We start from the raw sequence: 19,005 nt of genomic DNA on the forward strand, positions 1-19,005 counted from the left end.
CTCCATGTCTCAACCAGTGGACGGACACCTGAGACGCCGAGCCCGGTCAGACGCGGCTCGCGTAGTGTTCCGCCATGACTTCAGCGAAGATCGCCGTGATCGGCGGAGACGGTATCGGCCCCGAGGTGACCGCGGAGGCGCTCAAGGCACTCACAGCCGTGGCCGGGGCTGACACCTTCGAGTTCGTCGACTACGACCTGGGCGCCGAACGCTGGCAGCGCACCGGCGAGGTGCTGCCGGATTCCGTCCTCGAGGAGCTCAAGGGCGTCGACGCGATCGTGCTGGGCGCCGTCGGCGCCGCCCCCGGCTCGAAGGCGATCCCCAGCGGCCTGCTTGAGCGCGGCCTGCTGCTGAAGCTGCGCTTCGCGTTCGACCACGCCGTCAACCTGCGCCCCTCCAAGCTGTATCCGGGGGTGCCCACTCCCCTGGCCCCCCACGTCGTCCAGGGCAAGGACGTCGACTTCGTCGTCGTGCGCGAGGGCACCGAGGGTCTCTACTGCGGCAACGGCGGCGCGGTGCGCACCGGCACGCCGCACGAACTGGCCACCGAGGTCTCCGTCAACACCGCCTACGGCGTGGAGCGCGTGGTGCGCGACGCCTACCGCCGCGCCCAGTCGCGCCGCGGCCACCTCACTCTCCTGCACAAGCACAACGTGCTGGTCAACGCCGGCAGCCTGTGGAACCGAATCTTCACCGAGGTCGGTGAGGAGTTCCCGGACGTCCAGACGAAGTACCTGCACATCGACGCGGCGATGATCGCCCTGGTCGTCGACCCGGCGCAGTTCGACGTGATCGTCACCGACAACCTCTTCGGCGACATCGTGACCGATCTGGCCGCCGCCGTCACCGGCGGCATCGGGCTGGCGGCCTCAGCCAACATCAACCCCAGCGGCGAGTTCCCGTCGATGTTCGAGCCGGTGCACGGCTCCGCGCCGGACATCGCCGGCCAGGGCATCGCTGACCCGACGGCGGCCATCTCCTCGATGGCGCTGCTGCTCGACCACCTGGGCAAGCCCGAACTCGCCCAACGGGTCGACGACGCGGTCACCGCCGACATCGTCGCCCGCGGAAACGATCGGCTCCCCACCACCACGATCGGCGACCGGATCGCCGAGCGGCTGGCCTAGGCGCTCACACGCCGAGGATCAGCTTGGCGATGCCGAAGTAGATCAGCAGGCCGGTGGCGTCGACCAGCGTGGTGACCAGCGGCGCAGACACCACGGCCGGGTCGATGCCCGCCCTCTTGGCGAGCAGCGGCATGGCGCCGCCGATAGTGGCCGCCCAGGCGCAGACGAGCACCAACGAGAGGGCCACGACGAGCGCGATCTTCGGGCCGACGAACAGCGTGCCCACACCCATGCCCAACAGGGCCAGCATCAGGCCGAGCAACACACCAACTCGCAACTCGCGCCAGACCACCTGCGGCAGGTCGGAGAAACGCAGCTCGCCGATGGCCTGGGCGCGCACCGACGCCGTCGCGGCCTGGGAGCCGGCGTTGCCGCCAGCGCCGATCAGCATGGGGATGAACAGCGCAAGTTGCGCCACCTGCACGAGCGTCGCCTCGAACGCCTGCGTGACGCTGACGGTGAGGGTCGCGGCCACCAGCAGCAGCGAGAGCCACAGCGCCCGGTAGCGCGCCAGCCGGAACACGCCGACGGCAACGTAGTGACCCGCCCACGGCGCAGAGCCCGATTGGAGCGCGGTGTCCTCGGTGTCGGCCTCCTCGATGATCTCGATGGCATCGTCGAGGGAGAGCATGCCGACGAGGCGGCCCTCGCTGTCGACCACCAGCATGTTGTAGGCGTTGGTCTCGCGCATCAGCCGCGAGGCGTCCTCGGCGGATTCGGTGGCCTGCACCATCACCGCGTCGGGGTCCAGCAGGTCGTGCACGGGCGTGCCCCCGTCGGCGGTGACGAGCGCACCCAGCTCGACGACGCCCAGCACGTGGCGGCCCTCATCCACAGCGGCGAGGGTGTAGACATTCTCGGCGTGCTGCCCCTTGCGCTGCACCACCGTCAGAGCCTCCGCTGCGGTGGCGTGCGCCGGCACGGCGAGCACCTCCGGGGTCATCACGCGCCCGACGGAGCCCTTGGGGAAGCCCAGCAGCGTGGCCGTCATGGCCCGCTCGCTGGGGCTCAACCCCGCCAGCACCCGCTTGACCACCTTCGCGGGCGCCTCGTGCAGCATCCTGGCCCGGTCGTCGGGGTCCATGCCCTCCACGAGGTCCTGGAAGGGGCCCTCGCGCAACGATTCCAGCAGGCGCTGCTGGTCGAACGGGGAGAGCTCCTCGAACACCTCGATCCCGCTGTCCTTCTCCAGCAGGCGGAACGCCACGGCCATCGCGACGTCCTCGAGCCGCCCGAGCTCGCCGCCGATCACGTGATCGGGCTGGCGGGCCAGCAGCGCCGCGGCGTCGTCGAGACGCTGCTCGTCGATCAGCCTGGTGAGGTTGTCCACGAACTCGTCCTCGATCACGGATGCGTCGTCGCGCGCCATGTCACCTTCCTCCGCCTCGGTCTGGGGCGACCTGTCACACAGGCCACCTCCCGCAACGTAGTACCGGGTGAGACGATTCACCAAGGAAGTGAGGGCCGAAGATGGCCGAACGCAGCGGCTTCGACGCCTGGGCTCGCCATGCGAGCCCGGGGCTGTTCCGTCGTGCTCGGCTCCTGACCCCAGACTGGCACGCGGCCCAGGACCTCTTGCAGGAGACCCTCACCCAGCTCTTCGTGAAGTGGGACCGCGTGGACCTGGGCAACCAGCCGGAGGCCTACGCCCGCACCACGATGTTCCACCTGTTCGTCTCGCGACGCCGCCGACGCAGCTCCCACGAGCTCGCCAGCGACGACCTGCCCGAGCTGATCTCCCCCACCGCCGACGCCTCGGCCCGGATCGATCTGGCCCGCGCTCTGGCCGACCTCAAGCCCACCGAACGGGCGGTGATCGTCGCCCGCTACGTCGACGACCTGCCCGTCGCCGACGTGGCACGCCTCGTCGGCCGCTCGGAGGCCTGGGTTCGCCAGACCGCCTCGCGCACCCTCACCAGGATGCGCACCTCCCCGCACTTCGCCCCCGCGTTCCAGGAGTAGAGATGAACCACCGCACCGAACTGACCCCCCACGAGATCGACGACATCGTCGTCGCCGCCAGGAAGCGCGGTGGACGCAGGCTCGCCGTCCGCCGCGTCGGCTCCACCGTCGCCGCGATGGCGCTGGTCGCCGGCCTGGGCGTCGGCACTTTCACCCTGGTGGACCGCAACAACGACGCCGTTGCCCCCGGAGACCAGCCGCCCTCCGTCACCCAGAGCGAGGGCCCTCCGCCTCTGGGGGAGGAGCAGTCCCAGCGCAAGGCGGAGGAGGAAGCCAGGCGCGTGGCAGAGAAGGTCGCGGCCGAGCGGAAGGTGGTCGAGGAACACGTCCGCAACGCCAGGACCACAGAGGAGAAGAACGCCCTGGTGTCGGAGATCGCCCTCAACCTCCTCCCCGAGGGCGCCAAGTACCGCTCTGGACCGGGCCAAGACCTCGGGGAGGCCGCGCCGTACCAGCCGCCGTCGGCGAGCTGGATCATGGAGGACGACCTCGGCGCGCTGGCGGTGAGCGTGCAGCTGCGCGAGGTCGACCCGGGTGGCGGGTGCGTCGCCCCTGTGTGCACCGAGGTGGATGTCGACGGCGGCGTCGTCATGGTGCTCGACGGCGCGGCCGACGGGAAGTCGGGCCAGCAGATGGCGTGGCAGCTCGTCCGGGACGACGGGTACGAGATCGTTCTCACCCTGAGCAACCGGACCGTCATGGAGTACACCGACGGCTCGAAGAGCGAAGAGTTCACCCGCGAGGGGCCGCTGCCCATGGACACGGACGACGCGGTCGCGTTCCTGACCGATCCGGCCTGGGAGCCCGCCGTGGCGGCCGAGGCCGCCAGCCCCACGCTGAAGTAGCCGCCAGGCCCTTAGAGCCACCTGCCGGGACCACCCCGGCAGGTGGTTTCCGGCGTTCGCCCGGAAAACCCGCAGGGCGGCCGGTAACGTGGAAGCCCCCGATCCACAGGAGACGACGATGCTCATCACGACCTACCTCCGTGACCACCACATGGGTTCAGCCGCAGGGGTCGATTTCTTCCGGCGGGTGGCCGAAACCCACGGCGAGCGGGAGGTCCGCGACGCCGTCGGCCGGCTGGCCGATGAGATCGAGGAGGACCAGGCGGCGCTGCAGGAGATCCTCGACAGCTTCGACGCCAGCCCCAATCCCGTCAAGGACGTGCTCGCCAAGGTGGGTGAGAAGGCGGCCCGGCTCAAACCCAATCAGCGCCTGGGCTCTCGCTCCCCACTCTCCGACGTGCTGGACCTCGAGGTCCTCACCGACGCGGTACACGCCAAGTCACGCGGCTGGCAGATCCTGCTCGAGCTCGACCACCCGAACCTGGACCGCGAGCGGTTGCAACAACTGTTCGACCGGGCGCGCCGCCAGGAGGAGGAGCTTGAGGCCCTCTGGCTGCAGCAGGCGCCGAAGCTGCTGGCCGAATAGAAGGACGAAGAAAACCCCGAGCACTCCAGGTTGTCTGGAGCGCTCGGGGGTTTCGGTTCAGGGCCCTTCGACCAGCCGCGAGCGGCTGGCTCAGGGACCGGCGTCGATCAGCGGGCGGCGGTGCCTTCGGTGTAGTCCGAATCGTCGGAGGCGACCCAGCTCATCAGCTTGCGCAGCTCGCGGCCGGTGGCCTCGATCGGGTGGGCCTCACCCTTGGCGCGCAGCTCCTTGAACTCGGGGGCGCCCGCGTCCTGGTCGTCGATGAAGCGCTTGGCAAAGTTGCCATTCTGCACATCGGCCAGAACTGCCTTCATGTTCTCCTTGACGCGCTCGTCGATGACGCGGGGGCCGGAGACGTAGTCGCCGTACTCCGCGGTGTCGGAGACGCTCCAGCGCTGCTTGGCGATGCCGCCCTCGTACATGAGATCGACGATGAGCTTGAGCTCGTGGAGGCACTCGAAGTACGCCACCTCGGGCTGGTAGCCGGCCTCCGTCAGCACCTCGAAGCCTGCCTGCACCAGCGCGGAGGCGCCGCCGCAGAGCACGGCCTGCTCGCCGAAGAGATCGGTCTCGGTCTCCTCCGTGAAAGTGGTCTTGATGCCGCCTGCACGCAGGGACCCGATGCCCTTGGCGTAGCTGAGCGCGAGGTCCCAGGCCTTGCCGGACTCGTCCTTCTCCACGGCGATGATTGCGGGCACGCCGCGGCCGTCGGCGTACTCACGGCGCACGAGGTGGCCGGGGCCCTTGGGGGCGACCATGCACACGTCGACGCCCTCGGGCGGGGTGATGTAGCCGTAGCGGATGTTGAAGCCGTGCGCGAAGAACAGCGCGTCGCCCTTGGCGAGGTGCGGCTCGATCTCCTCCTTGTAGAGGGTGCGCTGGGCCTGATCCGGGGCCAGGATCATGATGAGGTCCGCCTCTTCGACGGCCTCGGCCACGGAGACGACGCGCAGGCCCTCTGCCTCGGCCTTCGCCCGCGAGGCCGAGCCATCGCGCAGGCCGACGCGCACGTCGACGCCCGAGTCGCGCAGCGACAGCGCGTGCGCGTGCCCCTGCGAGCCGTAGCCGATGACGGCGACGTGGCGACCCTGGATGATCGACAGGTCGGCGTCGGAGTCGTAGAACATCTCTGCCATGAAGGATCCTTTACTGATTGCTGGTACGTGTCTGAGTCTATGGTTACTTGTGTTTGGCCTGCGAGAGCGTCTTGGCGCCGCGGCCCAGCGCCACCTGGCCGGACTGGACCAGTTCGATGATGCCGTGCGGGGTGAGCATCTCCAGGAGGGCGGCCAGCTTGTCCTCGCTGCCGGTGGCCTCGATCGTGATCGACTCGGCCGACACGTCGACGGCCTTGCCGCGGAACAGGCTCACCACGTCGATGACCTGGCTGCGGGTGTTCACGTCTGCGCGCACCTTGACCATGATCATCTCGCGGCGCACGGCGGAATCGCCGAGCTCGAGCACCTTGCGCACCTCGATGAGCTTGTTGAGCTGCTTGACGATCTGCTCGAGCGTGGCGGTGTCATCAACCTGCGCCACCACCGTCATGCGCGACAGGTCCTCGGCCTCGGTGGGGCCGACGGCGAGGGACTGGATGTTGAATCCCCGGCGCGAGAACAGCGCGGCGACGCGGGTCAGGACGCCGGGTTGGTTGTCGACCAGGATGGACAGGGTCTGGGTTTTCACAGCACTTCCTCTTCCCACTCGGGGGCCATGTCGCGGGCCACGCGGATCTCATCGTTGCTGACGCCGGCGGGCACCATCGGCCACACCATGGCGTCCTTGTGCACCACGAACTCGATCACGACGGGGCGGTCGTTGATCTCCAGTGCCTGCTGGATCGCCGATTCCATCTCCACCTCGTTGGTGGCGCGGAGCCCGGCGCAGCCCATGGCCTCCGCGAGCATCGGGAAGTTCGGCAGCGATTCGGTCATCAGGTCCGTGTTGGAGTAGCGCCCCTCGTAGAAGAGGGACTGCCACTGCCGCACCATGCCCAACGCGTTGTTGTTGATGATGGCGATCTTGATGGGGATGTTGTTGATCGCGCAGGTGACGAGTTCCTGATTGGTCATCTGGAAGCAGCCGTCGCCGTCGATCCCCCACACCGTGGCGTCGGGATTGGCGACCTTGGCACCCATCGCGGCGGGCACGCAGAATCCCATGGTGCCCGCGCCACCCGAGTTGAGCCAGGTGTTCGGCTTCTCATGCGGCAGGAAGTGCGCCGACCACATCTGGTGCTGGCCCACGCCAGCGGCGAAGATGCTGTCTGCCGGGCTCAGCTGCCCGATGCGCTGCACCACCTCCTGCGGCGAGAGCTTGCCGTCGGGGGCCTCCTCCCAGCGGGGCTGGTAGCGGGCCTTCATGCTGCCCAGCTGGTGACGCCACGCGTCGATCTGCGGCGCCTCGTACGCCTCGATGGCCTCGTTGAGCTGGACCAGCGTCTGCTTCACGTCACCCACGATGGGGATGTCGACGGGCTTGTTCTTGCCGATCTCGGCAGGGTCGATGTCCGCGTGGATGACCTTGGCACCCATCGCGAAACTGTCGAGCTTGCCGGTGACCCTGTCATCGAAACGGGTGCCCAGCGCAATGAGCAGATCGGACTTCTGCAGGGCGCCGACGGCGGCGACGGTGCCGTGCATGCCCGGCATGCCCATGTTCAGTTCGTGGGAATCCGGCAGCACACCGCGCGCCATCAGGGTGGTCACGACGGGGATGCGGGTCTTCTCGACGAACTCGGCCAGCTCCGCGTGCGCGCGGGCCGACATCACGCCGCCACCCACGTAGAGCACGGGGCGCTTGGCCTCGGAGATCATCTTCGCCGCGGCGCGGATCTGCCGCGAGTGCGGCTTGACCGTGGGCCGGTAGCCCGGCAGGTCGATCGACTCCGGCCACACGAACGGCTCGGTGTTGGTCAGCGCATCCTTGGCGATGTCGACGAGCACCGGGCCGGGCCGCCCCGTCGACGCCAGGTGGAACGCCTCCTGGATGGCCCGCGGGATGCCGGCGGTCTCCTTGATGAGGTAGCTGTGCTTGGTGATCGGCATCGAGATGCCGCGGATGTCGGCCTCCTGGAAGGCGTCGGTGCCGATGGAGGAGCTGTTGACCTGGCCCGTGATCGCGACGATGGGCGTGGAGTCCATGTACGCGTTGGCCAGCGGCGTCACCAGGTTGGTGGCGCCGGGACCCGATGTGGCGATGCAGACGCCGACGCGGCCCGAGGCCAGCGCATAGCCCTCGGCGGCATGTCCGGCGCCCTGCTCGTGTCGCACCAGGATGTGGCGGATCTTCGAGTCGTAGAGCGGATCGTAGGCCGGGAGGATGGCGCCGCCGGGGATGCCGAACGCTACATCGACGCCGATTCGTTCGAGTGACTCGACGAGTGCCTGGGCCCCCGTCATGAGCTGACCGTCTGTCTGCGCCATTGCCTCTCCCTTCTCATTGCAGTGGCTCGTGGGTTCGTCATTCAAGAAAAAACCCCCGTTGCCCGTCGGGGCATACGAGGGAGCGCTTCGGTTCCGGTTCCGGAGAAGCGCTACAAGATGATTACGAGCCAGCTGGTCTTGGGCATGGCCTAACCCTCCCCTGTGCCCGGCCCCCTGTCAAGCATTGGCGGGGCATCGTCCGAAATGTAAGACGGCGGGGCGGGAAGCTCCCGGCCCGCCGTCCTGCAACCCGTCAGGGACGTGCGATCACTCGCGCACCTCGGTGGCGCCGTCAGCGCGCACACCGCGGTCGGCGACGACGGCCTCGCGGGGACGAAGAGTGGTCAGCGCCCAGCCGATGAGACCGAGCATGAGGCCCAGGCCGATGACGAGGGCGGAGACGCCGTAGGCGACCACGGAGGTGAACAGGGAGGCGCGGAGGAAGGAGGCGTCCATCATGGTGGCGCGCTGCTGCTGGTATTCCTCAGCCTTGGCCTCGTCGCCGGCGTCGCGGGCCTCGTTGGCGAGCTTGCCCAGGCTGGCGTAGGTCTCGCCGTTGGAGCCGGCCACCGCGTGCTGGTTGATGGTCTCGGCCTGCGCGAAGGCGCTGATGGGGCCGCCGACGGGCTTGCCGGCGTAGGCGCCGTTCATGAACTCGGAGTCGCCCGGAACCGTGATGTTCTCAGCCTTCAGCTGCGAGGTGACCATCCCCCAGGTGACCGCACCGGCGACGATGAGGATGATGCCGGCGATGATCGACAGGATGCCGACGATTTTGGTGGCCTTCATGCGAAGCCCTTTCTATCTGTTCCGTGGTGCATTCGCACCCCCGTGAAAAGGAGGGCCGCTCCCGAACCTCCGAGCCGTTACCTTACGGGGGTCAGGTACCCGTGCGTGACGACACGCCGTGAGCCTGCCGGTCAGACCCAGGTAGTGCCTAATCTGCGACCACGGTCTGATGCACCTCGTCGAGATCTGCGGTGACCTCGGCCTTCATGTTGGCGATCCCGGGGTTGTCCGCATACCGCGGAATGACGTGCACGTGGGTGTGGAACACCTCCTGACCGGACACGGATCCGGCGTTGGAGACCACGTTGCAGGCGTCGGCGCCCAGCCTGTCCTTCAGTAGCCGGCCGACGCGGGCCACGGCCGGGCCGACCTCGGCGAGCACGTCGTCTCCCTCCAACACGTCGGCGGTGTGGCGCTTCGGGATCACCAGGGTGTGGCCCTTCTGCCAAGGCGAGATGTCGAGGAACGCGTAGGCGGCGTCATCCTCGTAGACCTTCTTGGAAGGGATCTCGCCAGCGACGATCTTGCAGAACAGGCAGTCCATGTCTGTCTCCTTGGTTTCAGCGGATTTCGAACCCGGCCTCGCGCAGGCCGGTCTTGACTTCTTCGACGGTGAGCGTGCCGTAGTGGAACACGCTGGCGGCCAGCACCGCGTCAGCCCCGGCACGGGCGGCCTCGACGAAGTGCTCGACGGTGCCCGCGCCACCGGAGGCGATGAGCGGCACGTCGACGGCCTCGCGCACCGCGCGCAGCATCTCGAGGTCGAAGCCGTCGGTGGTGCCGTCGGCGTCCATGGAGTTGAGCAGGATCTCCCCCACACCCCGCTCGCAGCCCTCCCGGGCCCATGCGAGGGCGTCGACCCCGGCCGATTTCTTGCCACCGTGCGTGGTCACCCCGAAGCCAGACGGCATCGACTCCTCACGGCGGGCGTCGACGGACAGCACGAGCACCTGGTTGCCGAACGTCCTGGCGATCTCGTCGATCACCTCGGGCCGGGCGAGCGCGCCGGTGTTGATGCCCACCTTGTCGGCGCCTGAGCGCAGCAGCGCGTCCACGTCCTCAACGGAGCGCACTCCCCCGCCCACGGTGAGCGGGATGAACACCGTCTCGGCGCAGCGGGCCACCATCGCGCGGGTGGTGGCGCGCGCCTCCACGGACGCGGAGATGTCGAGGAAGGTCAGTTCATCGGCGCCCTGCGCGGAGTACCGGGCGGCAAGCTCGACGGGGTCGCCGGCGTCGCGGAGATTCTGGAAGTTGACCCCCTTGACGACGCGCCCGTCATGGACGTCCAGGCAGGGGATCACACGTAACGCGACAGGCATCTCAGTCCTCCGTCATTTCGGCCGCGACGACGCCGCGACGCATCGAATCGGCCACCGCATGGCACGTGCGGCGCAGGTCTCCGGGCCCGACGGCGGTGGCGAGCTGGCCGGCGAGGTCGATGACCTGGCGCACCCAGCGCACAAAGTCGCCCGCCGACAAACTGGTCACGGCCAGCACCTTCGACAGTTCCTGGCCTGAGGACCACCGCCAGGCGGCCTCGGCGAAGCCGATGTCCGGCTCGCGGCCCCGGTCGCGCTTGTGGTGACGCTCCAGCTTGCCCACCTCGCGCCACACCTCGCGCAGGCGGGACTGGGCGCGCTCCGATTCCGGATCGGGCATCCGCGGCAGCACCGCGTCGCGGGTGGGGCGCGACTCGTAGACCAGCGTCGAGAGCACCGCCGCCAACTGCGGCGGCGCGAGGTCCGCGAACACGTCGCGGCGGATAGCCTCGGCGGCCACCAGGTCGAGCTCGTTGTAGATCCGACGCAGCATGCGGCCGGCATCGGTGAGCGTGTCGCCGTCGAGGTACCCGAGGTCGCTCAGCACCGCAAGGACGCGCTCGAACTGCACGGCCAGCGAGTTGGCCCGGCCCGTGATCTGGGCCTCCATCCGCTGCGACTCGCGCTCGAGCCTGATCACCCGGGCAGCCTCCACCGCGTGGAGTTCGCGGTCCGGGCATGCGTGGCAGGGGTGGGCCTTGAGCTCGGCCCGCAGTTGGCGGATCTGTCGCTGCACCTCGCCGTCGGACGGCGGTGCAGTGTCCGGAATCTCCGGGTCCGTCGCCTCGATCTTGTTGCTCATCGCCGACAGCAGCGAGCGGCGGTCCGCCCGGTCGCGGACGGAGAAGTGCCGCGGCACCCGCACCCGCCCCACCGGCGTCAACGGGCCTGGGATGTCGTGTGGTTGCAGCTTGAGCACAGTGTGGTCCCCGGAGATGATCTCAGCCCACGGCTCGGCCTGCCGGCCCTTCTGTCCGATGCGCAGCACCACGGACCAGCCCTGGCGCGGGACGTGCACGATGTCGCCGGGCATCAGCGTGGTCAGCGACCGCCCGATGGTGTCGGCGAACTCCGCCCGGCGGGCCTTCGACGATGCGGCTTCCAGCCCGGAGATCTCGTCGCGGAGGCGGGCGTAGCTCATGAAATCACCCAGGTGGCACTCCACGGCTTCCCTGGCGACGGCGAGATCTGCCTGCATGGAACGCGTGGTGCGGGTGGTCTTCACCACGGATTTGTCGGTCTGGAACTGCGCGAAGGACTGGTTGAGCAGGTCCGAGGCGCGCTCCCGGCCCAGGGTGGCCATGAGGTTGACCGCCATGTTGTAGGTGGGCGCGAAGCTCGACCTCAGCGGATAGGTGCGCCGCGACGCGAGGCCGGCCACCGCCCGCGGGTCCATGCCCGACTGCCACAGGACCACGGCGTGGCCCTCCACGTCGATGCCGCGTCGGCCGGCGCGGCCGGTGAGCTGGGTGTACTCCCCGGGCGTGATGTCGACGTGCGCCTCGCCGTTGTACTTGGTGAGCTTCTCGATCACGACGGTGCGCGCGGGCATGTTGATGCCCAGCGCGAGGGTCTCGGTGGCGAAGACCAACTTCAGCGCGCCGGTGGAGAACCCCTCCTCCACGATGGCCTTGAACGCGGGAAGCTGGCCCGCGTGGTGCGCGGCGACGCCGGCCATCAGGGCCTCGCGGAACCGCTCGTAGCCCAGCGCGTCGAGATCCGCGTGGGACAGGCCCTGCACGTGCTTGTCGGCGATCTCCCCCAGCAGCGCCGCCTCCGAGCGGCTGGTCAACGTGATGCCGGCGTCGTAGACCTGCCCGACGGCCGCGTCGCAGCCCACGCGGGAGAAGATGAAGTAGATGGCCGGCAGCAGTTGGGCGCGGTCCAGCACGATGGCCACCTCGCTGCGGCTGGTGCGGCGCTCACGGAACCGTTCGTGCGCGGCCCCGCCGTACTGCCCGGAGCCCTGCGAGACGTGCCGCTTCCCACGGCCGGACCTGCCGCGCGGGCGGCGGGCGTCGTCGCGGACCCTGGATGCTTCGCCCTTGGAGACCTTCAGCAGTTCCCGGTTGACCTTCGCGGCGCGGGCGGCGGGCAGTTCCTGCGCCGTGGGCGCCACGCCGTCGAACAGGTCCATCAGCTTGCGGCCCACCAGCACGTGCTGGAACAGCGGGACCGGGCGCACCTCGGAGACGACGACGGCGAACTCGCCGCGCACGGTGCGCAGCCATTCGCCGAAGTCCTCGACGTTGCTCACCGTCGCCGACAGCGCCACGATCTGCACCGATTCGGCCAGCCCGAGGATGACCTCCTCCCACACGGCGCCGCGGAACCGGTCCGCCAGGTAGTGCACCTCGTCCATCACCACGTATCCCAGGTTGGCGAGGGTGGGTGAGGAGGCGTAGATCATGTTGCGCAGCACCTCGGTGGTCATCACCACGATCTGCGCCTCAGAATTGATAGAGGTGTCGCCGGTCAGCAGCCCGACGCGGTCCGGGCCGTAGCGTTGGACCAGGTCGTGGTACTTCTGGTTCGACAGCGCCTTGATGGGCGTGGTGTAGAAGCATTTGCGGGACTGCTCCACGGCCAGGAACACGGCGAACTCTCCCACCACCGTCTTGCCTGCGCCGGTGGGGGCCGCCACCAGGACGCCGTGGCCCCCGGCGAGTTCACGGCAGCCGTCGAGTTGGTAGTCATCGAGTTCGTACGGGTAGAGCGCACTGAACTCTGCGATGAGTTGGTCATTCATTAGGGGATAAGTTACCCGACGATGACGCGAAGGCACTGCGGGACGCACTCGACCGTGGCGGGCACGTCGCCCATCTCCTCGCCGTCGCCCATGAGGAACAGCCCGTCGCCGTCGACCTCCACCCGACGCGCGCGCAACTGCTCCACGACCGGATCGGTGACGAAACCGCCGGAATACACCGTCGGCAGCAGCCGCAGCAGCTTGCCGCGGCTGGCTTCGTGGATGATCGTGACGTCCAACAGGCCGTCGGCGGCATCGGCCTCTGGCGCGATCTGCATTCCGCCGCCAAAGATGCCGGTGTTGCACACCGCCACCAGCATCGCCTTGAGCTCGCGGGCCTCCCCGTCGATCACGAGCCGGTAGTTGAGCGGGGAGAATCCCGCCAGTTCGCGCAGGGCGATCCAGCCGTAGCTGAGCGCGCCGAACCGCATGCGGATGTCGTTGGTGGCGCGGTTGACGCGCGCGTCGTAGCCGCTGGAGACCACCGCACCCACGTAGCGCGGGTCTCCCCCGTTGGTGAGGCGGCTGAGGTCCATCACGCGGGTGGTGCCGGTGACGATGGCCTCGACGGATTCCATCACGGATTTCGGGATTCCTGCGCCACGGGCGAAGTCGTTGCCCGTGCCTGCGGGGATGACGGCAAGCGTCGCGTCGGTGCCGGCGCAGGCATTGAGGCCCAGGTGGGCCATCCCGTCGCCGCCCATGACAGCGACCACGTCGCCCTCACGTGCTTGGAGCGCCAGGGCGCGTGTCAGGTCCCGGGCCTGTTCGTAGGAGCGGGAGGTGACGATGCTCACCTCTGCACCGTGGATGCCCTCCTGCAGCCGCCTGGCCACCTTGGGCAGGGCGCGGCGGGCTTTCCCACCGCCGGACGCTTCGTTGCACACGACGCTGATCAGGCGCCGCTTCGCGAGCTCGGTGCTCACTGACCGTCGTCCAGGTCGACGGCGTACTCGGCGGCGGTTTCCTCGGTGATGCCGCGGCGTTTGTCGAGGATCCGGCAGATGATCTCCGCCACGAAGAACATGCCGCTGAGCGGCACGGCCAGCGCCAGCAGGGAGAAGGGATCCGTGGTGGGGGTGGCGATGGCGGCGAAGACCACGCTGCCGAACACGACGCCCTTGCGCGCCTTCTTGAGTTGATGGCCACGCACCACGCCGCCCATGTTGAGGCCGACCAGCAGCACGGGCAGCAGGAACGACAGGCCGAAGACCAGGATGATCTTGATCTCCATGCCGAGGAAGTTCCAGATGTCCAGCAGGTTGGTGATGTTCATGTTCTGCGGCGTGAAGCTCAGGAGCACCTCAATGCCCTTGGGCCACACGATGTAGCCCAGCGCGCAGCCCGCCAGGAACAGGGGAAGGGAGACGGCCACGAAGCCCAGGGCGTACTTCTTCTCCTTGGTGAGGAGACCGGGCGCGACGAATGCCCAGATCTGCCACATCCACACCGGCGAGGTGATGATGAAGCCGGCAAGCAGACACACCACTACCGCTACCGTGAACGCCTGGGTGACGCCCTGGTTCACGATCATGGTTTCCGCGCCGCGCTCCGCCTCAAGGATCGCCCGGGCACGCTCCCAGGGGGCCAGGATGAACTCGACGAGCCGGCGGTAGAAGAAGCCGGCGAGGGCGGCCCCGATGATCATCGCCCCTACGGAGACGAAAAGGCGGTAGCGCAGTTCGCGCAGGTGGTCCCAGATCGACATCGTCCCGCCCGGGCCACCCTTGGGTGGCAGCAGCCAGGCGAACCGACCCTTGGCGGACGGTTCAGTGGTTGCGGCCGCCATGATCAGCCTTCGTGGGGCTTCCGGTCACGGGGATCGATCTCGGGCTGGACGATCTCGGCGTCGACGACCTCTTCGTCGTGCCGGGTGGCGCCGTCCTCGCCCTCGACGCCCTTGACCTCCTGCTTGAACTCACGGATGGAACGGCCCATGCCCTTGCCGACACCGGCCAGGCGTGAGCCGCCGAACAATAGCAGCGCGACGACGAGAATGATCACCCATTCCCAGCCGCCCGTCAGAAACAACAGAGTAGGCATTGGTCCCTTTCCTGGGCGACGGCGGGCGCCGCCCTCATGCGATGACAGTCTAGTCCGGCAGGCGCGAAGTCTTCTCAAGCTGACCCAGCATGTCACGCATGTGTGCCACGTGGCCGTTCAGTTGTCCGATCTCCGCCCGCACATCCGCCGTCTTGTGGATGAGCGACACCCCGCCGATGATCAGCCCGACCACCCCTATGAGGGCGAGCACTCCGACAACGATGACCCAGATCACGCAACGGATGCTACCCGACGCGGCCCTCATAGGCAGCCAACGCAGCAGCCGCCCTCGTCCGGGCCGCCTCGGCCACCTGCTCGTCCGAGACATCCATCACGGCAGAGCCGAGCCGCAGGATCAGCGATACGGCCCAGTCGTGGGAGGCCACCGGGAACGTCACGGCCAGCCGGTCGCCGCCGTCCTCCACCGCCGTCGTCGGGTAGTACTCGCTGATCCAGCGGGCCGAGGGGAGGACGGTGAGCGTCAGCTGGCGCGGCACGTCGCGGAACCATCCCTCGGGCGGGGCCCCGCGGTCCGCCGCGGCGTCGTTCAGCGGCGTGACGGATTCGAGTCTGTCGAGGCGGAAGCTGCGCCATGCCTGGCGGGGCCGGCTCCACGCATCGAGATAGGTGAAGCCGTCGACGAGGCTCAGGCGGGCGGGCTCGACCACAGCCTCCGTGGTGCCGGGGCGGCCGGGCGTACGGTACCCGAGGAGCACGGCACGGCGGGCGTCGATGGCCCTGGTCAGCGCGGCGCGGTGCCCAGGATCCGTGGAGACCACGTTGACGCTGAGGGGGCCGTCGGCCTCCCCCACCGCCGCCTCCAGCTTCGCCAGGGCGCTGGCCGCAGCGTCCGAGCTGCCGGCCACGTCCACGACGAGGCGCAGCGCCGCCATGAGGCTGGCCGCCTCCGCCGGCCTCAGCCGCAGCGGCCGGGCCAGCACATCGGCGTTGCGGAACTCGATGCGTCCCTGCTCCCGCACGGCCTCGATGTCCACGTCGAACAGATCGTCGTAGTAGCCGCCCGGCAGCCCGCAGAACTGCAGCACCTCCAGGTCCTTGATGATCTGCTGCGGCGCAACGTCGAAGACGCGGGCCACCACGTCCACCTCGACGCCAGGATGGGCCGAGAGGTAGGGCACCAGCCGCAGCAGCCTGGCGATCTGTTCGTCTGACCTCACAGCGCCACCGCCTTCAACCGCTCGATCACCGCTGAGCGGAGCTCCGGCGGCGCCAGCAGCACCGCATCAGGGCCGGCCGCCGCGACCTCGCCGACGATGGCCTCGTCCGTGGCCAGGCTGATCCGATAGGCGGTGAAGCCCTCCGGCACGCCCTCGTGGTCCACCGGCTCGGGGTTCGGGAAGTCATGGGCCGCCCCGTCGCGGACGGCGACCACCGCGGTGCTGGCATCGGCGGGAGCCAGCCGCTTGGCGCGCTCGCGGGCATCCGCAGGCACGGTGTAGGCCTGCGGCTTGCCGTGCTGCACCGCGGGAGCCGTGAAGCGCGCGAGCTTGAAGAAGCGGTCATCCTCGCGGTCAGGGTCATACCCGAAGACGTACCAGTGGCCGCGGCGCTGCAGCATCTGCCACGGCTCGAGCCGGCGGGGCGTGCCCCCGTACCCGAAGCGGATCTCCACGCGGCGCAGGATCGCGTCGTAGATCGTGTCGAAATCAGGCTCAGCCACCGCCAGCAGCGGCCGCACGGTGGGCACCAGGGCTGGATCCGGGGCGGCGCCCCCGGCGCGCAGGGCCTCGAAGGCCTGGGCGGTGTGGTCGGCAGCCACCGTGTCCTGCCAGACCTGACCGGCCAGGCCCAGCGCGGAGAGTTCCTCGGGGGTGAACGTCAGCGGGGGCAGCTCGAACTCGGAGCGGTTGATGCGGTAGCCCTCCTCGTCGTCGAAGAAGGGGTCGTTGGAGCCGGTCTCGATGTGCACGCCGATGCTGCGCAGCTCCTCCTTGTCGCGCTCGAACTGGCGCTCGAAGGCCGCCTCGCTCTTGGAGAGCCGGTAGCCCTCCACCGCCTCCCGCAGTTCATGCTTGGTCAGGTAGCGCCGGGTGCTGAGCAGCGTGATGAGCAGGTTGACCAACCGCTCCGATTTCCTCGCTGACATGCCGTTCAGGCTAGCGGGTGGTTGACCCGGCATCATGGAGCCCATGCCCTATGTCGACCGATACGCCCCCAGCCCCACCTCTGATCTGCACCTGGGTAACCTGCGCACCGCGTTGGCCGGCTGGCTGCTCGCCCGGCATGCGGGCGGTAGTTGGCTGATGCGGGTCGAGGACCTCGACGCGGACCGCGTGCGTGCCGCGCCCGGGGCCGAGCGCCGCAACCTGACCGATCTGGCCTCGCTGGGGCTGACCTGGGACGGCGACGTGGTGCGGCAATCCGAGCGCCTGGACCTGTACCGGGATGCGGTGGCGAGCCTGCCCACCTACGAATGCTTCTGCACCCGCAGGGAGATCGCCGAAACCTCCTCCGCCCCGCACGACGGCTACCGGGCCTACCCCGGCACCTGTCGCACGCTGACCGCAGCGCAGCGCGAGGAGCGCCGGGCCACGCGTCCGCCCGCCATCCGCGTGGATTCCGGCGGCGCCTCGTACACCGTCGAGGACATCCACGCCGGGCGGGTCACCGGGCTGGTCGACGACTTCGTGTTGGTGCGCGGCGACGGCGCCTTCGCCTACAACCTGGCCGTGGTCGTCGACGATATCGACATGGGAGTGACCCACATCACCCGAGGTGACGACCTGCTCAGCTCCGCCCCGCGCCAGGCCTGGCTGACCGGGAAGTTGGGCGGCACGCCGGCCACCTACGCGCACATCGGGCTGGTGGTCAACGGCGAGGGAAGGCGGCTGGCCAAGCGCGACGGCGCCGTCACCCTCGCCGACCTCCCGCACCTCTCCCCGGCGGACGTCCTGGCCCAGCTCAGCGGCTCGCTCGGCCTGGGGCCGTGCCGCACAACGGAAGAAGCGCTGGCCGCCATGCCTGGCGATCAGCGCTTCTTCTCGGGCTCGGTCTGGGCCGATGGCCTGCTGCGTTAGGCGTCAGGCGTTCTGCACGTCGAGGATGTCGATGACGTAGACCAGCGTCTGGCCGGCCTCGAGCGGCGGGGTCGCCTCCGGCACGCCATCGGGGTAGGCGAGGGCCGGCGGGACCACCAGCAGCACGCGCGAGCCGGCGGTCTGGCCCACGAGGCCCTGCTTCCAGCCCTCGATGAGGGATGAGAGCTGGCCGGCCTGAGGGGCCCAGGCGTCCTGCCACACGGCGCCGTCGGCGTAGGTGAACGCGCGGTACTGCACCTGGATGGTGGACTCGGCGGTCACCTCCGCGCCGGGACCCTTGACCAGGGGCTGCACCTGCAGTTCGGTGGGCGCGTCACCGGCGGGCACCTCGATCTCCGGCTTGCCGTCGGTCATGGTGACGGCAGGCAGTCCCTCGGCGGGCTCGACCTCCTCGCCGGTGGCCTCGGAGAAGTTGGACGAGATGATGTCAACCAGGAAGATCAGCGAGGTGCCGGGCTCGATGCCGGCGCCGGGGTTGCCCTCGGCGTAGCCGTCCTCGGGCACCATGCCGATGAGCACACGGGAGCCGACCTTCTGCCCGGACAGTCCCTTTTGGAAGCCGGGGACCACCTGGTCGAGCGGGAACGTGGCGGGCTCGCCGCGCTCGTAGGAGCTGTCGAAGACCTCGCCGGTGGTGCCGTTGACGCCCATGTAGTGCAGGGAGACGACGGAGGTGTCGGTGAGCGTCTGCTCGCTCTCCCCCTCCTTGAGGACATCGGCCTGCGTCGACTCGATGGCCCAAGGGGTGGGCACCTTGACCTCGGGCTTATCCCCGTCGACGACCTCGATGTCGCTGAGGTCCGCCGACGCCTCGATGGTGGGGGTGGGGGTCTCCTCCGGCTCCGGGGTCTCGTCGGCCGACGGGCTGACCTCGGGGGTGGTCTCGCCGGCGGTGGGCTCGGCCGACACCGTCTCGGTGGGCGTCACCTCCTGCTCGGTGGTCTCATCGGTGCCACAGGCGGACAGGGTGATCAGCGATGCGACGCCGACGGCGGCCAGCGCCCGGCGCAGAGTATTGGCGGAGAAAGTCACGGTGAAATGGTAGCCGACGCCCTCAAGGCCACCGAACCCGCCACCGTCGCCGTGGCAAGGGTGGGC

At 69.1% G+C, this 19,005-nt stretch carries 20 protein-coding genes; 5 read left to right on the forward strand and 15 right to left on the reverse strand.

Annotated features, from left to right (window positions below):
* The first annotated feature begins 74 nt into the window (after window positions 1-74).
* Complete coding sequence (locus BN1186_RS13390) at window positions 75-1,127, forward strand: 3-isopropylmalate dehydrogenase (RefSeq protein ID WP_040284488.1); 1,053 nt, start codon at window positions 75-77, stop codon at window positions 1,125-1,127.
* Between the two features lie 4 nt (window positions 1,128-1,131).
* Here BN1186_RS13390 and mgtE read toward each other — a convergent pair whose 3' ends face one another.
* A complete protein-coding gene (gene mgtE / locus BN1186_RS13395; protein WP_040284489.1) occupies window positions 1,132-2,496 on the reverse strand; it encodes a magnesium transporter in 1,365 nt (454 codons plus the stop codon).
* A gap of 101 nt (window positions 2,497-2,597) precedes the next feature.
* Between mgtE and BN1186_RS13400 the strand changes: the two genes are divergently transcribed.
* From BN1186_RS13400 to BN1186_RS13410, 3 genes are all read left to right on the forward strand, one after another.
* A complete protein-coding gene (locus BN1186_RS13400; protein WP_040284490.1) occupies window positions 2,598-3,089 on the forward strand; it encodes a sigma-70 family RNA polymerase sigma factor in 492 nt (163 codons plus the stop codon).
* Between the two features lie 2 nt (window positions 3,090-3,091).
* Entirely contained in the window at window positions 3,092-3,934 is an 843-nt protein-coding gene (locus tag BN1186_RS13405; RefSeq protein WP_040284491.1) for a hypothetical protein, read from the forward strand.
* A gap of 118 nt (window positions 3,935-4,052) precedes the next feature.
* Window positions 4,053-4,520 carry a hypothetical protein gene (locus BN1186_RS13410; RefSeq protein ID WP_040284492.1) on the forward strand — a complete coding sequence of 156 codons (468 nt, stop codon included), beginning with the start codon at window positions 4,053-4,055 and terminating at the stop codon, window positions 4,518-4,520.
* Between the two features lie 107 nt (window positions 4,521-4,627).
* On the opposite strand, the gene ilvC is transcribed toward BN1186_RS13410, so the two are convergent.
* The 13 genes from ilvC to BN1186_RS13475 form a co-directional block, all read right to left on the reverse strand.
* Window positions 4,628-5,656, reverse strand: coding sequence for a ketol-acid reductoisomerase (gene ilvC, locus BN1186_RS13415; protein ID WP_040284493.1), 1,029 nt, complete (start codon window positions 5,654-5,656; stop codon window positions 4,628-4,630).
* A 43-nt stretch (window positions 5,657-5,699) separates the two neighbouring features.
* A complete protein-coding gene (gene ilvN / locus BN1186_RS13420) occupies window positions 5,700-6,206 on the reverse strand; it encodes an acetolactate synthase small subunit (RefSeq protein ID WP_040284494.1) in 507 nt (168 codons plus the stop codon).
* Window positions 6,203-7,945 carry an acetolactate synthase large subunit gene (locus BN1186_RS13425; protein ID WP_040284495.1) on the reverse strand — a complete coding sequence of 581 codons (1,743 nt, stop codon included), beginning with the start codon at window positions 7,943-7,945 and terminating at the stop codon, window positions 6,203-6,205. Before BN1186_RS13425 ends, ilvN begins: the two co-directional genes overlap by 4 nt.
* A gap of 267 nt (window positions 7,946-8,212) precedes the next feature.
* Window positions 8,213-8,734, reverse strand: coding sequence for a hypothetical protein (locus tag BN1186_RS13430; RefSeq protein ID WP_040284496.1), 522 nt, complete (start codon window positions 8,732-8,734; stop codon window positions 8,213-8,215).
* A 148-nt stretch (window positions 8,735-8,882) separates the two neighbouring features.
* On the reverse strand, window positions 8,883-9,278 hold the full coding sequence (locus BN1186_RS13435; RefSeq protein ID WP_040284497.1) for an HIT family protein: 396 nt from the start codon (window positions 9,276-9,278) through the stop codon (window positions 8,883-8,885).
* Window positions 9,279-9,294: 16 nt separating this feature from the next.
* Window positions 9,295-10,056 carry an imidazole glycerol phosphate synthase subunit HisF gene (gene hisF / locus BN1186_RS13440; protein WP_040284498.1) on the reverse strand — a complete coding sequence of 254 codons (762 nt, stop codon included), beginning with the start codon at window positions 10,054-10,056 and terminating at the stop codon, window positions 9,295-9,297.
* Window position 10,057: 1 nt separating this feature from the next.
* On the reverse strand, window positions 10,058-12,805 hold the full coding sequence (locus tag BN1186_RS13445; RefSeq protein ID WP_052460168.1) for a DEAD/DEAH box helicase: 2,748 nt from the start codon (window positions 12,803-12,805) through the stop codon (window positions 10,058-10,060).
* 11 nt (window positions 12,806-12,816) lie between these two features.
* Window positions 12,817-13,731, reverse strand: a complete 915-nt coding sequence (locus tag BN1186_RS13450) for a diacylglycerol/lipid kinase family protein (RefSeq protein WP_180349084.1) — start codon at window positions 13,729-13,731, stop codon at window positions 12,817-12,819.
* On the reverse strand, window positions 13,728-14,594 hold the full coding sequence (gene tatC, locus BN1186_RS13455; RefSeq protein WP_040284499.1) for a twin-arginine translocase subunit TatC: 867 nt from the start codon (window positions 14,592-14,594) through the stop codon (window positions 13,728-13,730). Before tatC ends, BN1186_RS13450 begins: the two co-directional genes overlap by 4 nt.
* A 2-nt stretch (window positions 14,595-14,596) precedes the next feature.
* Window positions 14,597-14,848, reverse strand: coding sequence for a twin-arginine translocase TatA/TatE family subunit (locus BN1186_RS16300; protein ID WP_040284500.1), 252 nt, complete (start codon window positions 14,846-14,848; stop codon window positions 14,597-14,599).
* A gap of 49 nt (window positions 14,849-14,897) precedes the next feature.
* Window positions 14,898-15,083: a hypothetical protein gene (locus BN1186_RS13465; protein ID WP_139651119.1), complete on the reverse strand. Its 186-nt coding sequence runs from the start codon at window positions 15,081-15,083 to the stop codon at window positions 14,898-14,900.
* A 10-nt stretch (window positions 15,084-15,093) separates the two neighbouring features.
* A complete protein-coding gene (locus BN1186_RS13470) occupies window positions 15,094-16,026 on the reverse strand; it encodes a WYL domain-containing transcriptional regulator (RefSeq protein WP_040284502.1) in 933 nt (310 codons plus the stop codon).
* Window positions 16,023-16,955, reverse strand: coding sequence for a helix-turn-helix transcriptional regulator (locus tag BN1186_RS13475; RefSeq protein ID WP_040284898.1), 933 nt, complete (start codon window positions 16,953-16,955; stop codon window positions 16,023-16,025). Before BN1186_RS13475 ends, BN1186_RS13470 begins: the two co-directional genes overlap by 4 nt.
* Before the next feature lie 43 nt (window positions 16,956-16,998).
* Here BN1186_RS13475 and gluQRS point away from each other — a divergent pair, with 43 nt between their 5' ends.
* Complete coding sequence (gluQRS, locus tag BN1186_RS13480; protein WP_040284899.1) at window positions 16,999-17,886, forward strand: tRNA glutamyl-Q(34) synthetase GluQRS; 888 nt, start codon at window positions 16,999-17,001, stop codon at window positions 17,884-17,886.
* Between the two features lie 3 nt (window positions 17,887-17,889).
* Here gluQRS and BN1186_RS13485 read toward each other — a convergent pair whose 3' ends face one another.
* Window positions 17,890-18,939, reverse strand: a complete 1,050-nt coding sequence (locus BN1186_RS13485) for an FKBP-type peptidyl-prolyl cis-trans isomerase (protein ID WP_052460169.1) — start codon at window positions 18,937-18,939, stop codon at window positions 17,890-17,892.
* Window positions 18,940-19,005: the final 66 nt, after the last annotated feature.

This window comes from Tessaracoccus massiliensis, assembly GCF_000826065.2.
GTDB lineage: Bacteria > Actinomycetota > Actinomycetes > Propionibacteriales > Propionibacteriaceae > Arachnia > Arachnia massiliensis_A.

What these genes read in the sequence shown, in the direction of transcription:
- BN1186_RS13390 (WP_040284488.1), top strand. Translation starts at nt 75, where the DNA reads ATGACTTCAGCGAAGATCGCCGTGATCGGCGGAGACGGTATCGGCCCC.
- mgtE (WP_040284489.1), bottom strand. Translation starts at nt 2,496, where the DNA reads ATGGCGCGCGACGACGCATCCGTGATCGAGGACGAGTTCGTGGACAAC.
- BN1186_RS13400 (WP_040284490.1), top strand. Translation starts at nt 2,598, where the DNA reads ATGGCCGAACGCAGCGGCTTCGACGCCTGGGCTCGCCATGCGAGCCCG.
- BN1186_RS13405 (WP_040284491.1), top strand. Translation starts at nt 3,092, where the DNA reads ATGAACCACCGCACCGAACTGACCCCCCACGAGATCGACGACATCGTC.
- BN1186_RS13410 (WP_040284492.1), top strand. Translation starts at nt 4,053, where the DNA reads ATGCTCATCACGACCTACCTCCGTGACCACCACATGGGTTCAGCCGCA.
- ilvC (WP_040284493.1), bottom strand. Translation starts at nt 5,656, where the DNA reads ATGGCAGAGATGTTCTACGACTCCGACGCCGACCTGTCGATCATCCAG.
- BN1186_RS13425 (WP_040284495.1), bottom strand. Translation starts at nt 7,945, where the DNA reads ATGGCGCAGACAGACGGTCAGCTCATGACGGGGGCCCAGGCACTCGTC.
- BN1186_RS13430 (WP_040284496.1), bottom strand. Translation starts at nt 8,734, where the DNA reads ATGAAGGCCACCAAAATCGTCGGCATCCTGTCGATCATCGCCGGCATC.
- BN1186_RS13435 (WP_040284497.1), bottom strand. Translation starts at nt 9,278, where the DNA reads ATGGACTGCCTGTTCTGCAAGATCGTCGCTGGCGAGATCCCTTCCAAG.
- hisF (WP_040284498.1), bottom strand. Translation starts at nt 10,056, where the DNA reads ATGCCTGTCGCGTTACGTGTGATCCCCTGCCTGGACGTCCATGACGGG.
- BN1186_RS13445 (WP_052460168.1), bottom strand. Translation starts at nt 12,805, where the DNA reads ATGAATGACCAACTCATCGCAGAGTTCAGTGCGCTCTACCCGTACGAA.
- tatC (WP_040284499.1), bottom strand. Translation starts at nt 14,594, where the DNA reads ATGGCGGCCGCAACCACTGAACCGTCCGCCAAGGGTCGGTTCGCCTGG.
- BN1186_RS16300 (WP_040284500.1), bottom strand. Translation starts at nt 14,848, where the DNA reads ATGCCTACTCTGTTGTTTCTGACGGGCGGCTGGGAATGGGTGATCATT.
- BN1186_RS13475 (WP_040284898.1), bottom strand. Translation starts at nt 16,955, where the DNA reads ATGTCAGCGAGGAAATCGGAGCGGTTGGTCAACCTGCTCATCACGCTG.
- gluQRS (WP_040284899.1), top strand. Translation starts at nt 16,999, where the DNA reads ATGCCCTATGTCGACCGATACGCCCCCAGCCCCACCTCTGATCTGCAC.